This is a genomic window from Halopenitus salinus (assembly GCF_042662125.1).
GTDB classification, from domain to species: Archaea; Halobacteriota; Halobacteria; order Halobacteriales; family Haloferacaceae; genus Halopenitus; species Halopenitus salinus.
Window position 1 is genome coordinate 433,512 of sequence record NZ_JBHSXL010000009.1, and the last position, 13,604, is coordinate 447,115.

The window sequence follows — 13,604 nt, forward strand, 5'->3', positions numbered from 1 at the left end:
ACCCCCGTTCGGATGCAGGTCACGCTTTTGGGAACCGGCGACACGACCGGGACCCCGACGGTCGGCTGTACGTGTGAGACCTGCCGGACCGCCCGCGATCGCGGGATCTCCAGATCGCGGTTCTCGGTCCACGTGCAACACGAGGAGACCGGCGAATCGCTGCTCGTCGACTTCAGCCCCGACTTCCGCCAGCAGTTCCTCGAGAACGACGTGCCGCTTCCGGAGGCGGGGATCGTCACCCACGTCCACTTCGACCACCTCGACGGGCTCGGAAACGTCTATCGCGTCCTCGACTCGCTCACGGTCCACGCCCCGAGCGAGGTCGACCCCGTCACCGAGGAGAGCGTCGCGGGGACGATACGGAACAAGTTCCACTACCTCGAGGACCGGGTCGGCGTCGCTGCGTGTGATCCCTTCGAGCCGTTCGAGACCTGCGGGTTCGAGGTTCGGTTCGTCCCGGTCGACCACCCGCCGCTTCGCTGTTACGGCCTCGCGGTCGAGGAACCGGAGACGGGCGCCAAGCTCTCCATCACCGGCGACACGAGCTACGACGTCCCCGAGCGCTCCCGAGAGATACTCGCGAACCCCGACCTGCTTTTGGCCGACGCCATCGTGCCGGCGTCGCTTTGCGATCGCCACCCGATCGGCGGGCGTCACGAACGGCCCGACGGAACGCCGCGGACCTTCGGGACGAAGCACATGACCCGCGAGGGAGCGCTCGACCTCGCCGACGAGCTGTCGGCGGACCGGACGCGCCTCGTCCACCTGGCGCACTTCTACCCGGCGGAGGAGGCCTTCGAGGAGCCGCTCGCGGTCGACGGCGAGCGGTATCATCTTGAGTAGCTACGGACGAGCGACGCTTTCGACTCCGAGAGCGTCACCCAAGCCGGTCGAGTCGCGATTCAGCCGAACCGATCGAGCCCCGACTGACGCCGAGGGGCGGAGGAAGGATCGCGGACCCAGGCCGAGTTCGCCTCGCGGAGCGCCTCGCAGTCGATCGCGGGCGGATCGTCGCTGTGATAGGCGCGACAGCGCTCCCCGCAGTCCGATCCGGGATCGACGACGCGCTCGAACCGCTCGCAGTACGGCCGGCCGTCCGCCGTGCCGGTCGCGTGGGCGCACGCCGGCGGGTCGGGTCGCCAGCCCCGTCCGTAGGCGCGTTCGGCGATCCGGCGTCGCTTTCGGGCCTTCGCGTCCGGGCTCACGATCGCCACGTCGGTGCGGAGACCGTGGTCCTCGCCGATCTCGACGCCGGGATCCTCGGCGGGAAGCGTCGCCGCCTCGCGGACGACGCGGCGGTCGCCGGTCCGGGGATCGACGCGGCGGACGCCGACCGCCTCCGGGATCCGGTTGAGGTGGGCCCGCGTGACGTGGGAGGCCGTCGCGAGCCACACCTCCTCGAAGAGCCCGAGCGCGACGTCGAACCGGAGCTGCGACCGGAGGTCCCCCGGCCGGCCCAGGTCGGGTTTGTTCTCGATCGCGACGAGCCGGTCGAACCAGTCGTCCGGATAGCGGGCGGTCGCGCGGACCAGATCGCGGCCGTTTCGACGCTCGCGTTCGAGGTAGCCGACGTCGACCGCCCGATCCACGACGCCGCGCGCGCGGTCGGGCGGGAGGTCGAACGCGTCGGCGACCGGAACGGCGGTTCCGGGACCGACTCCCGCCTCGAGGGCGGCCGGCGGGATCGAGTCGGCCGTGATCGCCGCGCGGTCGTCGAATCCGGGTCCGGGCTCGAGGACGCAGACGTCGACGATCCTGGCGCCCGGGGTCGCCACCGCGCCGCCGAGCTGTCGGGCGACGACGCGGTCCTCGCGTTCGAGCGCGGCACAAAGCGCCAGCTCGAACTGGAACTCCGAGTCGAACCGGTCGGAGTCCTCGGAGCCGTCGGAGCCGTCGGTCCGGCCGTCCATGTCGGCACGCGGCGGGCGACGGAGAAAAACCCTCGGCGGCCGTGGCGGCGTCTTGGACGCCCCGGACGCCTCGGACGCCTCGGGCGTCGATCCGTCTCCGAAACCCGTATTCACGGCGAGGGCCTACGGCGGATATGCGTCCCGTCACGCGAAATCTCGTGATCGCGATCGTCGTGGTCGTGGTCGCGCTGCTCGCGCTCGGCGCCCTCCCGAGCTACCTCGGTTCCGGCGAGCCGTACCACCTCACAGCCGAGGAGACGACCGCCGAGGGGCCGGCGGTCGACGTCACGAACGTCACCGACCGCCGGTACCCGTACCTCACGGAAGCCCTCGAGTCCGAGGACGGCCGCTCGGCGGGGTACCGGGAGGGCCCCTTCGGGATCAAGGAACACTTCACCCACACGCCGTTCGACGAGGTGGACGCCCTCCGCCAGCGCAGCTCCGCGGCCGTCGCCGAGGACGGGCGAGTGCTCGTGAGCCACGAGGACGAACGCTACTACCTCGAGGTCACACAGGGGGGCTCATGAGCGACGATCGACCGATCGATCACGAGCCGAGCGCCGACCTCCGGGACGTGGACGCGTTTCGCGACGGCCGCCTCCACTCGCTGCCGGGCGAGCCGGAGTGGCCGGTCCGGGAGGTGGCGATCGAGTACGAGACCGGGTGGCTCACGGCGGGCTACGACCGCGTCGAGCAGCCGGACGGCACCGAGAAGGACTACTACTGGGCGGAGCTGCCGCCCGCGACGGTCGTGGTCGCGCTCGCGGAGGGCGACGTCCTCTTCGTCGAGCAGTACCGCCCGACGATCCGGCAGCGGCAGCTGGAGCTTCCGGCGGGGATCGTCGAGCCCGGCGAGTCCTACACGGCGGCCGCCGAACGCGAGCTCGCCGAGGAGACCGGGTTCTCGCCCGCGAACGTCGCCCTGCTTCAGGAGGTGTGGTGTTCGACCGGCGTGCTCAGACACCGCCGGGGATACGTCGTGGCGACGGGACTCGAGCCGGTCGAACGGAGCCTCGATTCGAACGAGTTCCTCGAGCCGCGGGCGGTGCCGGAGGGGGAGGCGCTCTCCGTCGCGCGGGCGCCCTCGTGTAACGACGCGACCCTGGAGGGCCTGCTGCTCGCCAGGGAGGACGGATTCCTGGAATAGCCGTTGACGATCGGCGGTCGATCGCGGCGAAACCGGACGTTCGTTGGGGTTTTTGCGCCATCGGTAGCCTATTAGGCGGCGGCCGCATAACCGGGGAGCGATGACGCACCACTCTTCGGGCTCCGTGTTGTTGAGGGAGGATCCGCCGCTCGATCTCCGGCTCTCGGAGTCGGAGTTGGAAGCGGCCCGCGAGCGAATCGTCTCGTTCATCGCCGAGACGGTCGAGGCGGCCGGCGCCGACGGGGCCGTGTTGGGCCTCTCCGGCGGGATCGACTCGACGCTCACCGCCCACCTCGCGGTCGAGGCGCTCGGCGAGGACGGCCTCCACGGGATCACGATGCCGGCCACGGTCAACGACCCGGAGACGATGAGCGACGCCGAACGCGTCGCCGAGAACCTGGGGATCGACTACGACGTCGTCGAGATCGATCCGATCGCGGAGACGATCTTCGATCGCTATCCGGAGGCGGCCGAGGACACGACCGCGAAGGGGAACGTCTACGTCCGGACGCGGGCCGTGCTCAACTACTTCGTCGCGAACGCCGAAAACCGGATCGTCCTCGGGACGGGAAACCGGTCGGAGGCGGCCACCGGCTACTTCACGAAGTACGGCGACCAGGCGGTCGACTGCAACCCGATCGGCAACCTCTACAAGATGCAGGTCCGCCAGCTCGCCGCCCACGTCGGCGTCCCACACGACCTGGTGATGCAGACGCCGACCGCGGGCATGTGGGTCGGCCAGACCGACGAGGAGGAGATGGGCGTCGACTACGACACGCTGGACGCGATCCTCGCGGTCCACGTCGACGGCCCGCTCTCGAAGGACGCGACGGCCCGGGAGCTCGGCGTCGAACCCGAGCAGATCGAGACCGTCGTGGACCTCCACGAATCGAGCGCGCACAAACGTCGGATGCCGCCCGCGCCCGAGCGGTAGCCGGATAGGAGATAACGCCGGATAGGAGATAACGGTAGCACGAACGGAGGAAGGGACGGACCGTCAGCGGCTCGCGGCGTGCGCGTGGACGAACTCGCGGAGGAGCTTGCCGGCGAGCGCCGCGGCCTGCCCGTCGTCGCGGTCGTTCACCTCGACGACGTCGAACCCCTCGGTGTGAGGAGCCACGGCGCGAACGACCTCTCGCATCTCGCGCGCGTCGAGGCCGAACGGCTCCATGGTGCCGGTTCCGGGCGCGTACGCCGGGTCCGCCGCGTCCACGTCGACCGAGAGGTAGACCGACTTCCCGTCGAACGGCTCGCGTTCCGAGAGCGACCGCGCCCACTCGCCGGCCTCTTCCGGGGGAACGACGGTGACGTCCGCCGCCTCGGCGCGGTCCCACTCCTCGGGCGAGCCCGTTCGCGCGCCGATCACGTGGGCGTGATCGACGACCTCGAGCGCACGGCGGGCGATGCAGGCGTGGTTCCAGGGGTTCCCGCCGTAGGACTCCCGCAGGTCGAGGTGGGCGTCGACGACGACGAGCGCGTCGGGTTCGACGGCCTCGACGCCGGCGCAGGTCACGGTGTGTTCGCCGCCCATCGCCACCGGGACGGCGCCGTCGAGGACGGCGCTTCGAAGCTCCGCGGCGAGGTGGTCGAGATAGTCGCGGACGTCGTCCCAGGGGTGGACGTCGCCGGCGTCGTGGACGCCGAGATCGGTGAATCGGCTGTCGGTCGCGCGGTGGTAGTCGTCGTAGGATTCGGAGAAACGCCGGATCCGGTCCGGTCCGAACCGGGTGCCCGGCTGAAAGGTGGTCGTGGCGTCGAGCGGAGCGCCGACGACCACGTAGGAGGCAGCCTCGCGATCGGTCGTCGCTCCGGGAAACATCTCGACTACCCGACGATCTTGCGCTGTCCCTCGTACTCGAGGTACTCGATCTCGTCGTCGGAGGCGAAGTCCTCGTCCTCGGGGATACGCATCGTGAACGTCTCGTAGGTGTCGAGATCCATCACCTGTGCGTCGTTGCCGGAGACCGAGACGACCTGGCCCTGCTTGCGCTCGATGATCGGGACCCACACCTTCGCGTCGACGGGCTGGGAGAGCGACCGCTTCCTGTCGTCGAACACGCCCTTGCCCTCGATGCGGGCCTTGGCGCTGCCGTGTTTGCCGGGCTTTGCCGTACTGTAGTGGTTGATCTTACACGGCGATTCGTCCATCATCACGTAGCTGCCCTCCTGCAGTTCGCGAACCTGCTTTTGCTCACGAGGCATGTCCTCCGGTTCCCACGCAGCGGGTATAAACGGTTTGGAACGCGCCGAAGGCGTTCGAAACGGGTGAGGAGGGCGGGACGCGCGGCTCCCGGGATAGGTCACTCCTCGTCGTCCGAGTCCGGCGGCACGAACTGGCCGGTGATCAGGTAGCTCACGAGGAAGAAGACGATGAACCCGGCGCCGACGGCGGCCACCGACTGCACGACGAAGGGAATGTCGTGGTACCACGCGTATCGGTCGACCACGACGATCGCCGCGATCGCGGCCACGATCGCCTTCTGTTCGTCGGTCGGGTCCCGCACGAGTCCCACGAGGTCCTCCACGAGTTCGTTGACGAATCCCATCGGTCGCTCGATCCTACGGCGGGGAGCCGGAACCGTCTTTCGTTCGGAGTGGACGTCCTGTGGGTGGCTCGGGTCCGGGGAAGACGGTCTCGCGTCAGGGGGAGGGAGTCGGCGCGGCCTTCTGGAGGGCGGTCTCCGCGACGTTGCCCCCGTAATCGGCGCTCCGGAGGACGGAGTCGACGACGAGCCCGAGCAGCTGGGCGCGGGCCGGATCGAGATCGCGGAGCAGTTCGTCGATCTGTCGAACCCGGTCGTCGATGTCCCTGACGTGCTCGCGCGCGTCGTTCGCCAGCCGGGTCGCGGCGTCGCTGTCGGATTCGAAGAGGGCGTCCATCGCCGTGTCGATCACGTCCTCGGCCTCCTCGTGGAGGTCGCCGATCGCGTCCAGGACCTCCTCCGGGAGCGGCTCCTCGATGTTGAGCGTCAGGTGGGCGATCTTCGTGGCGTGATCGCCGATCCGCTCGAGCTGGCGGGCGCTCGAGTGATAGTCGAAACAGACCTCCCGGGGGAGGCCGAGCTCCTCGGCGGCCTTCGGGGTCCGGAGCGTCGAACGGAAGATCCGCGAGACGACCATCCACAGCCGGTCGAGGTCGTCGTCGCGCTGGATGACGTCGCGCGCGAGGTCGTCGTCCAGCTCGCGAAGCGCCGAGAGGGCGTCCTCGAGCATCGACGTCGAGATGAGCCGCATCCGGGTGACCGCGTTGTGGATCGACAGCTCGGAGGAGTCCAGGAGGTCCCGGATCACGACCCGGTCGCGCGTCTCCTCGAGGACCTCCAACCCGACGAGGCTCTGTGTGGCCTCGCGGATGGTCGAGCGCTGTTCGGTGGTGATCTTCGAGCCCTCCAGGGCGATGACGTCGAACCCGCTCACGTACATCGTCATCACCGCCCGGGTGAGCTCGCGCTCCTCGAGGTCCGTGATGTCGAGCGTCCCCTCGGTCCGCTCGGCCTCCGAGCGCGGGCTGAGGAGCAACGAGTCGCCGTCGGGATAGAACTCGACCTCGCTTCCCGCCTCGACGTCGTTCTCGTTCGCCCACCCCTTCGGGATCGAGACCGTATACGTGGATCCGCCGGTGACCTGCACCTTTCGGGTCTCCATGTTCGATACTCTATCGAGACTATGTATAAAGTTGTCTGAGTATATATCGTCTGCTCTACCGCCGTGTCTCGCCGTCGAGTCGAGGGACACACACGAATTAGACGCGTCTCCGACCCAGGATATGTGGATAGAGACGTTCACAAACATATCTATATATAGTCGTTATAGTAGAATATTTATGGGCACGCGACCCGTCGATCGAACGATGGAGGAAGACGAGCCCGACGTCGAGGCGGGGTCGGCGGCCGTCTCGCGGACCGAGGCCGACCACGGCCAGTCGAGGGCGGACCATCGCGTGAACCCACATCCATGAGCGACAGTTACCACGTCCACGAGACCGACTCCGAGGAGAGCGGCGCCGGCGACGGGGAGACGGACGCCGAGGGGACCGGCTCCGCGGTCGACGAACGAATCGAGGACCGCGAGGACTCGTCCGTGACCCCGAGCGACGACGAGGATCTCACGCCGTCGATCCAGGAGGTTCCCGACTCGCGCGCGGTCATCCGCGCGGAGGAACTCTCCGTCCACTACGGCGAGGAGGAGGCGCTCCAGCCGGTGACGATGGGGATCCCCGAACGCGAAGTCACGGCGATCATCGGTCCCTCGGGCTGTGGCAAGTCGACGTTCCTCAGGTGTATCAACCGGATGAACGACATGATCGACGCCGCGCGCGTCGAGGGGAGCCTCCGGTTCCGGGGCAAGGACGTCTACGACGAGGACGTCGACCCGGTCGCGCTCCGCCGCCGGATCGGCATCGTCTTCCAGAAGCCGAACCCCTTCCCGAAGTCGATCCGCGAGAACGTCGCCTACGGGTTGAACATCCAGGGCTACGACGGAGACGTCGACGCGCGCGTCGAGGAGGCGCTGAGGAACGCGGCGCTTTGGGACGAGGTGAAAGACCAGCTCGACAGCTCCGGACTCGACCTCTCGGGCGGCCAACAACAGCGGCTGTGTATCGCCCGAGCGATCGCCCCCGACCCGGAGGTCGTCCTGATGGACGAGCCAGCCTCGGCGCTCGATCCGGTCGCGACCGCGAAGGTCGAGGACCTGATCGCGGACCTCTCCGAGCAGTATACGGTGATCATCGTCACCCACAACATGCAGCAGGCGGCGCGAATCTCCGATAAGACCGCCGTGTTCCTCACCGGCGGCCAGCTCGTCGAGTTCGGCGACACGAACCGGATCTTCGAGAACCCGGAGAACCAGCGCGTCGAGGACTACATCACCGGCAAGTTCGGATAACGAGGACATCCCGGGAGGGGATTCCGGACCGTCGCCGGGGTTCCGGGAACACGTTTAACTGCCCCGGTCGAGTCGACCGGAACCGATGGACGAATCGCGAGCGAGAACGGACGCGACCCGATAGAAAACGCGATCGACACCGATGGTACGAAAGGAATACCAGACCCAACTCGACGAACTGCGCGACGACGTCCTCTACATGAGCGAGGTCGTCGCGGAGCGTCTGCGAATGGCGCTCGACGCGCTGGAACGACAGGACGCGGAGCTCGGCGAGGAGGTGATAACCGGGGACGCGGAGGTCAACGAGCTGTACCTCGAGCTGGAGCGGGACTGCATCGACCTCATCGCGCTCCAACAGCCGGTCGCGGGCGACCTCCGGTTCATCGCCGCTTCGTTCAAGATCATCACCGATCTCGAGCGGATCGCCGACCTGGCGACGAACCTCGGGGGATACGCGGGCGAGGCCCACCAGGAGGTCTTTCCCGACGTCGACATCCAGCTGATCGGCGAGAAGACCCTCGACATGCTCGAGGCCGCGATGGAGGCCTACCACACCGAGGACGCCGATCGGTGCTACGCGGTCGCGGACATGGACGACGAGGTCGACGAGCTGTGTGAGGCCGCAAGCGAGGCCGTCGTCCGGGACCTGATCCAGACGGAACACCTGGATGGCGACGAGGACTTGCAGGCGACCATGCGGGACGTCTCGAGGCTGCTTCTCACGATCCGGGACCTCGAGCGCGTGGGCGATCACGGCGTCAACATCGCCGCGCGGGGGGTCTACATGATCGACAACGACGACGACCTGCTGTACTGACGGTCGACGGCGGATTCGGGAGGTCTACGTCGATCGCTCGTCGGCGTCGGAGTTCGATTCGACGTCGATCTCCGTCTCGGAGTCCAACTCGGCGTCCGCGTCGGGGTTCGTTTCCGCCTCGTCGCCCGTCGAGTCGATCTCGGCCTCGAGGTCGGCGAGTTCGGACTCGACGTCCGATTCGGCATCGGACGGTTCGGAGTCGGTTCCCGATCCGGCCTCGGATTTGAGCGTCTCGAGTTCGGCCTCGACCTCGCGGTCCGAGGAGATCTGATCGAGCTCGCGGTCGATGCTGTCTTGATCCGAGAGCGCGTCGTCGAAGGCGCCGGTGTCCTCCAGCTCGTCCATCGCCTGTGACCGCGCCTCCATCTCGTCCGTGCGATCCTCGGCACGCTCTATGGCACGGCTCACGTCCTCCATCTCGTCGCCGACGCCGGTCACCGCCTCCGAGACGCGCGTGGAGGCCTCGGCGGCCTCATAGCGCGCCTTCATCGTCTCCTTTTTCGTTCGGAACTCCTCGATGCGGCCCTGGAGCTCGTTTTTCTTCTCGACGAGGTTCTCCTGGGTGTTCTCGAGTTCAGCTATCTGTCCCTCGAGGTCCTCGATCTGTTGCATCTTCGAGTTCTTCTTCTCGAGGGCCTGCCTGGCGAGGTCGTCGCGGTCCTGCTGGACGGCCTCGCGCGCCTGTCGGTTGTGTTTTTCGACGTTCTCCTCGAGGCGTCGCTTCTGGATCTCGAGGCGCTTCTTCTGTGTCGTCAGGTCGGCGATCCCCTGTTTGACGTCCTGCAGCTCGTCGCGCATCTGTTCGTAGGAGTAGTCGAGCGTCTCGGTCGGGTCCTCGGTCCGGTTGAGGATCGCGTTGACCTTCGACCGGATGACGTAGGAGGCGCGTGAGAGGATTCCCATATACCGTCTACTCGGGCCGTCCAGTAAAAAGCGGTGTGCCTGCGCGGGTGGACGATCGCGGCGAGACGAACGCGGTGGAGCGGGACGGACGATCGCGGCGAGAGTGGCGGGGTGGCCGTTCGAGCGCGACGCCCGTGGGCGGTCTCCACACCAGTTAAATACCTGACTGGAAACGGATCACCATCGATGGTTGGTGAGGGCCATCCCGGGGAGCGTGGGTTTCCGGAACGGTCGACGTCGGAGGTGGATCCGCGATCGTTCCCGGCGGTCGTAGAGAGCGCCGGCCACTCCATCTACTGTACGGACCCCGACGGGGAGATCGTCTACGTGAACGCCGCCTTCGAGGAACAGACCGGATACGACGCCGAGGAGGCCCTCGGTCGCAACGCGAGCCTCCTCCAGTCGGGCGTCCACGACGAGGCGTTCTACGCCGACCTCTGGGAGACGATCCTCGACGGCGACGTCTGGACCGGCGAGATCGTGAACGAGCGCAAGGACGGCGAGCGATACACGGTGAGACAGACGATCTCCCCCATCGTCGACGAGGACGGCGAGATCGCCCAGTTCGTCGCGGTTAACGAGGACGTCACCGAGATCCACGAGTACCAGGCGGAACTCGAGGCCGAACGGGACCGCTTCGCCGCGCTCCTGGATGCGGTTCCGGCACCGCTCGCCCTCGTGAGCTTCGAGGAGAGCGATTCCGGGCCGCTCGAGTCGACGGTGAAAGGGGTCAACGAGGCGTTCCTCGAGACGTTCGGCGGAACCGAACGGGAGCTGATCGGGGAGCCGCTCGACGAGCACATCGTGACCGACGACGAGTCGAACCGGTCGCGGAAGATCAACGAGGTGTTGGGCCGCGGCGAACCGGTGCGCGAGGAGGTCGTCCGCGAGACGCCCCGGGATGGGGAGCGAACCTTCGTACTCGAGGCGAGACCGTTCGGGACCGACGCGAAGGAGGCGCTTGCGACCTACACCGACATCACCGAGCGCAAGCGGGCCGAGGAGCGGCGACGGCTGGTGATCGAGGTCAGCCGTGCGATCCGGGAGGCGGAGACGTTTCGGGAGGGCCTCCAGCGAACCCTCCGGACGATCTGTTCGTTCACCGAGTGGACCTGCGGTGAGGCGTGGATGCCGGACGGCGACGGGGAGACGCTGGAGTACCTCGTCGGCCACACGAACGTCGAGGCGTGTCGGCGGTTCATCGACGCGAGCCGAACGAGGACGTTTCCCGCCGGCGAGGGACTGCCGGGGCGCGTGTACGCGTCGGGGACTGACGAGTGGATCCCGGACGTCTCGGCGGTTCCCGAGGCGACGTTTCACCGCACTGCGCTCGCGAGCGAGGTGGGAATACGTGCCGGCTTCGGCGTCCCGCTCGTGACGGAGGACGGCGTCGTCGCGGTCCTGGTCTTCTTCCTCCGCGATCGCCGCGATCACGACGAGCGGTTGGTCGAGGACGTCTCCGACGTCGTCGAGAGCGTGTCCGGGCTCGTCCTCAGAAAGCGCGCCGAGGAGCTGTTGAGACGGCAAAACGAGCGGCTTCGCGAGTTCGCCGACGTCTTGAGCCACGACCTGCGAAACCCGCTGAACGTGGCCGAGGGACACCTCGAGTTGCTGCGGAGTTCCAGCGAACCCGACGACCGGACGGACCACATCGAGGCGATCGAAACGGCCCACGCCCGAATGGAGGAGCTGATCGACGACGTCCTGTTGCTCGCGAGGGAGGGGAAGGCGGTCGAGGAGGCGTCGGCGATCGACCTGTCGGAGTGTGTGAGCCGGGCGTGGGAGAACACGGAGACGGGGGACGCGAGCCTCGACATCCGGACGTCACGGCACGTTCGCGCCGACGAGAGCCGCCTTCGGCGGCTGTTCGGAAACCTGATCCGGAACTCGGTCGAACACGGCTCGACCGGTCAGCGCTCGGGCGCTCGCGAGGGCGAAGAACACGGCTCCGTCACGACGGACCACGGCCCCCTCACGGTCACGGTCGGCGACCTTCCCGGGGGGTTCTACGTCGCCGACGACGGTCCCGGGATCCCCGAGGAGAAGCGCGAGCGAGTGTTCGCCTCCGGATACACCTCGAGGGAGGGCGGGACCGGCCTCGGGCTCGCGATCGTCCGCGAGATCGCCGAGGCACACGGGTGGGAAGTGACCACGACCGAAAGCGTGGACGGGGGAGCCCGGTTCGAGGTCACGGGCGTCGACTTCGTCGAGTGAGCCGAGCGATTCACCGCCGGCGAGCGTCGGAACCATCGTGATCCTCGGCGTCGGGGTCTCGAGACGAGCGAGCGGCGACGTCCGCGAACACGTCAGGTGCGCTCGAGAGAAGCGATCCGAGGTGGTCGTCGCCCTCGAGGACGCGCAGGCTGGCCGTCGGAATCCGGGAGACGAACCGGCGGACGTCACCGATCGGGACGTTCGTGTCCGCCTCGCCGTGTCGAAGGCGGACGTCCGTCCCGATCTCGGAGACGGGAATCCCCCAGTCGGCGGCGAGCATGGCGAACTCCGCCACGGCGCCGCGCCGGGATCGCGCGAAGGCCTCGAGGAAGTCCGCCCGAACCCCCTCCGCGACCGCGTCCGGGATCACATCCGCTCCGCCGTCCGCCGTGTACTGTGAGACCACGACGGAGGGATCGAGACGGGCCGCGAGCCACGCCTGTCCCCGAAGAAGCCCGCGGAGCGCGATCGGCGTTCTCGCGGCGAGCGTTCCCAGAAGCCGCTGTGTTCGGGGCGTCTCCTCGCTCACCGCCGGCGGGGTCGCGCCGGCTATCACGTCGACGCCGGCCACCCGATCGGGAGCGGCGATCGCGGCGGCCAGCGCATGGGGACTCCCGCCCGAGAACGCGACGAGGTGGGCGTCCCGAACGCCGACGTCGTCGAGGACGGGCGCGAGGAACGCCCCGGCGTCCAGGAACGATCGGTCGTCCCACGGCGGAGAGCGGCCGTATCCCGGCCGATCGACGGCGAGCACCCGAACCCCGCGTTCCGCGGCCGCCGGATGGAGGAGCCGCCCGGAGAGACGGGAGCCGGGCGTTCCGTGGAAGAAGACGACGGGGATCCCGTCCGGGTCGCCGTATTCGGCGTACGCGATCCGTCGATGGTCGTCCGATCGAGCGAACGTCGTGCGGCTCTCGTCCGGAAACATCTCCGTGGGTGTTTGGGGATTCAGCTCGCGACCCCGATCAGGAGGTCACGAACCCGAGCAGGTCGTCGCGTTTCTCCTCGCGAAAGCGGGTTCGCAGACACTCGAGGAGGGGCTCGATCGAGCCGCGCTTCGCGCGGATCGGCGCGACCGTCTCCTCGCGCCACTGCTGCCAGGGCGGGTAGAGCCCGAGCCGGTCGCAGATCTCGTTCAGCCGCTCGTCCGCGTCGTCGACCTTGTCCATCTTGTTGACGGCGACGATCGGTTCGATCCCGACCTCCCGCAGGAAGTGGAACATCTCGACGTCGTGGGGGACCTCGCCGCGGTCGGCGTGGCGATCGATGATCTCGACCGCGCTCTTCCCGTCGAGGACGAGCACGCCCGCGAGGATCCGGTCGGCGTACTCCTCGAGGTAGCGGACGATCTCCGTCTGTATCTGCTCGCGGCGCTCGTCCTCGACGCCCGACATGAACCCGAAGCCGGGCAGGTCGGTGAACATGAAGTCCTGGGCCGCCCAGTCGAAGTGGTTGGGCTGGCGGGTCACGCCCGGCTTCGAGCCGGTGGAGACGTCGTGGCCGGTCAACTCGCGCATCAGCGTCGACTTCCCGACGTTTGATCGGCCGACGAGGACGACCTCCGCGTCGCGGTTCGGCCGATTCTCGAACATACCCGGCGTAGGCGGTCCGAGCGTTTAAACGACCCGTGTTCGTCCCTCCGACGCCGACCGAACGGTCGGAGAGGATCGCCGTGGTTGCGGTCGGATTCCCGCTCGTCGGGACGACTCGCAAACCCCTAAGTCCC

General features: G+C 68.0%; 15 protein-coding genes. 7 read left to right on the plus strand and 8 right to left on the minus strand.

The genetic code is table 11. The features are described 5' to 3' along the window. Window positions 1-12 precede the first annotated feature (12 nt). Window positions 13-843 carry an MBL fold metallo-hydrolase gene (locus tag ACFQE9_RS11665; RefSeq protein WP_379744613.1) on the plus strand — a complete coding sequence of 277 codons (831 nt, stop codon included), beginning with the start codon at window positions 13-15 and terminating at the stop codon, window positions 841-843. A 59-nt stretch (window positions 844-902) separates the two neighbouring features. On the opposite strand, the gene ACFQE9_RS11670 is transcribed toward ACFQE9_RS11665, so the two are convergent. Next, window positions 903-1,910: a DUF5787 family protein gene (locus ACFQE9_RS11670; RefSeq protein WP_379744615.1), complete on the minus strand. Its 1,008-nt coding sequence runs from the start codon at window positions 1,908-1,910 to the stop codon at window positions 903-905. Between the two features lie 134 nt (window positions 1,911-2,044). Here ACFQE9_RS11670 and ACFQE9_RS11675 point away from each other — a divergent pair, with 134 nt between their 5' ends. From ACFQE9_RS11675 to ACFQE9_RS11685, 3 genes are all read left to right on the plus strand, one after another. Further along, entirely contained in the window at window positions 2,045-2,437 is a 393-nt protein-coding gene (locus ACFQE9_RS11675; protein WP_379744618.1) for a hypothetical protein, read from the plus strand. Next, a complete protein-coding gene (locus ACFQE9_RS11680) occupies window positions 2,434-3,057 on the plus strand; it encodes an NUDIX hydrolase (protein WP_379744621.1) in 624 nt (207 codons plus the stop codon). The genes ACFQE9_RS11675 and ACFQE9_RS11680 overlap by 4 nt, the downstream gene beginning before the upstream one ends. A 100-nt stretch (window positions 3,058-3,157) precedes the next feature. Further along, entirely contained in the window at window positions 3,158-3,991 is an 834-nt protein-coding gene (locus tag ACFQE9_RS11685; RefSeq protein WP_379744624.1) for an NAD+ synthase, read from the plus strand. A 63-nt stretch (window positions 3,992-4,054) separates the two neighbouring features. Here ACFQE9_RS11685 and speB read toward each other — a convergent pair whose 3' ends face one another. From speB to ACFQE9_RS11705, 4 genes are all read right to left on the minus strand, one after another. Further along, the gene (gene speB / locus ACFQE9_RS11690; protein ID WP_379744627.1) at window positions 4,055-4,876 is read right to left on the minus strand and encodes an agmatinase; all 822 of its coding nucleotides are present in this window, start codon (window positions 4,874-4,876) and stop codon (window positions 4,055-4,057) included. 5 nt (window positions 4,877-4,881) lie between these two features. Beyond that, the gene (locus tag ACFQE9_RS11695) at window positions 4,882-5,259 is read right to left on the minus strand and encodes a translation initiation factor IF-5A (RefSeq protein WP_379744630.1); all 378 of its coding nucleotides are present in this window, start codon (window positions 5,257-5,259) and stop codon (window positions 4,882-4,884) included. A gap of 98 nt (window positions 5,260-5,357) precedes the next feature. After that, window positions 5,358-5,603: a hypothetical protein gene (locus ACFQE9_RS11700; RefSeq protein WP_379744633.1), complete on the minus strand. Its 246-nt coding sequence runs from the start codon at window positions 5,601-5,603 to the stop codon at window positions 5,358-5,360. A gap of 94 nt (window positions 5,604-5,697) precedes the next feature. Further along, complete coding sequence (locus ACFQE9_RS11705; RefSeq protein ID WP_379744636.1) at window positions 5,698-6,702, minus strand: PhoU domain-containing protein; 1,005 nt, start codon at window positions 6,700-6,702, stop codon at window positions 5,698-5,700. Window positions 6,703-7,011: 309 nt separating this feature from the next. On the opposite strand from ACFQE9_RS11705, the gene pstB reads away from it, so the two are divergent. Both pstB and phoU read left to right on the plus strand, forming a co-directional pair. Then, on the plus strand, window positions 7,012-7,944 hold the full coding sequence (gene pstB / locus ACFQE9_RS11710) for a phosphate ABC transporter ATP-binding protein PstB (RefSeq protein ID WP_379744639.1): 933 nt from the start codon (window positions 7,012-7,014) through the stop codon (window positions 7,942-7,944). Between the two features lie 142 nt (window positions 7,945-8,086). Beyond that, the gene (phoU, locus tag ACFQE9_RS11715; protein ID WP_379744642.1) at window positions 8,087-8,761 is read left to right on the plus strand and encodes a phosphate signaling complex protein PhoU; all 675 of its coding nucleotides are present in this window, start codon (window positions 8,087-8,089) and stop codon (window positions 8,759-8,761) included. A 24-nt stretch (window positions 8,762-8,785) separates the two neighbouring features. On the opposite strand, the gene ACFQE9_RS11720 is transcribed toward phoU, so the two are convergent. Beyond that, entirely contained in the window at window positions 8,786-9,664 is an 879-nt protein-coding gene (locus ACFQE9_RS11720; protein WP_379744645.1) for a PspA/IM30 family protein, read from the minus strand. 186 nt (window positions 9,665-9,850) lie between these two features. Between ACFQE9_RS11720 and ACFQE9_RS11725 the strand changes: the two genes are divergently transcribed. Continuing rightward, window positions 9,851-11,878, plus strand: a complete 2,028-nt coding sequence (locus ACFQE9_RS11725) for a PAS domain S-box protein (protein WP_379744648.1) — start codon at window positions 9,851-9,853, stop codon at window positions 11,876-11,878. Window positions 11,879-11,888: 10 nt separating this feature from the next. On the opposite strand, the gene ACFQE9_RS11730 is transcribed toward ACFQE9_RS11725, so the two are convergent. Together ACFQE9_RS11730 and engB are read right to left on the minus strand one after the other, a co-directional pair. Continuing rightward, a complete protein-coding gene (locus ACFQE9_RS11730) occupies window positions 11,889-12,806 on the minus strand; it encodes an alpha/beta fold hydrolase (RefSeq protein WP_379744651.1) in 918 nt (305 codons plus the stop codon). Window positions 12,807-12,843: 37 nt separating this feature from the next. Then, window positions 12,844-13,470, minus strand: coding sequence for a GTP-binding protein EngB (gene engB / locus ACFQE9_RS11735; protein WP_379744654.1), 627 nt, complete (start codon window positions 13,468-13,470; stop codon window positions 12,844-12,846). Window positions 13,471-13,604: the final 134 nt, after the last annotated feature.

Coding starts and splice junctions, on each gene's coding strand:
- ACFQE9_RS11680 (WP_379744621.1), top strand. CDS start 2,434: ATGAGCGACGATCGACCGATCGATCACGAGCCGAGCGCCGACCTCCGG.
- phoU (WP_379744642.1), top strand. CDS start 8,087: ATGGTACGAAAGGAATACCAGACCCAACTCGACGAACTGCGCGACGAC.
- ACFQE9_RS11720 (WP_379744645.1), bottom strand. CDS start 9,664: ATGGGAATCCTCTCACGCGCCTCCTACGTCATCCGGTCGAAGGTCAAC.
- ACFQE9_RS11685 (WP_379744624.1), top strand. CDS start 3,158: ATGACGCACCACTCTTCGGGCTCCGTGTTGTTGAGGGAGGATCCGCCG.
- ACFQE9_RS11670 (WP_379744615.1), bottom strand. CDS start 1,910: ATGGACGGCCGGACCGACGGCTCCGACGGCTCCGAGGACTCCGACCGG.
- ACFQE9_RS11695 (WP_379744630.1), bottom strand. CDS start 5,259: ATGCCTCGTGAGCAAAAGCAGGTTCGCGAACTGCAGGAGGGCAGCTAC.
- engB (WP_379744654.1), bottom strand. CDS start 13,470: ATGTTCGAGAATCGGCCGAACCGCGACGCGGAGGTCGTCCTCGTCGGC.
- ACFQE9_RS11665 (WP_379744613.1), top strand. CDS start 13: ATGCAGGTCACGCTTTTGGGAACCGGCGACACGACCGGGACCCCGACG.
- speB (WP_379744627.1), bottom strand. CDS start 4,876: ATGTTTCCCGGAGCGACGACCGATCGCGAGGCTGCCTCCTACGTGGTC.
- ACFQE9_RS11700 (WP_379744633.1), bottom strand. CDS start 5,603: ATGGGATTCGTCAACGAACTCGTGGAGGACCTCGTGGGACTCGTGCGG.
- ACFQE9_RS11675 (WP_379744618.1), top strand. CDS start 2,045: ATGCGTCCCGTCACGCGAAATCTCGTGATCGCGATCGTCGTGGTCGTG.
- ACFQE9_RS11730 (WP_379744651.1), bottom strand. CDS start 12,806: ATGTTTCCGGACGAGAGCCGCACGACGTTCGCTCGATCGGACGACCAT.
- ACFQE9_RS11725 (WP_379744648.1), top strand. CDS start 9,851: ATGGTTGGTGAGGGCCATCCCGGGGAGCGTGGGTTTCCGGAACGGTCG.
- pstB (WP_379744639.1), top strand. CDS start 7,012: ATGAGCGACAGTTACCACGTCCACGAGACCGACTCCGAGGAGAGCGGC.
- ACFQE9_RS11705 (WP_379744636.1), bottom strand. CDS start 6,702: ATGGAGACCCGAAAGGTGCAGGTCACCGGCGGATCCACGTATACGGTC.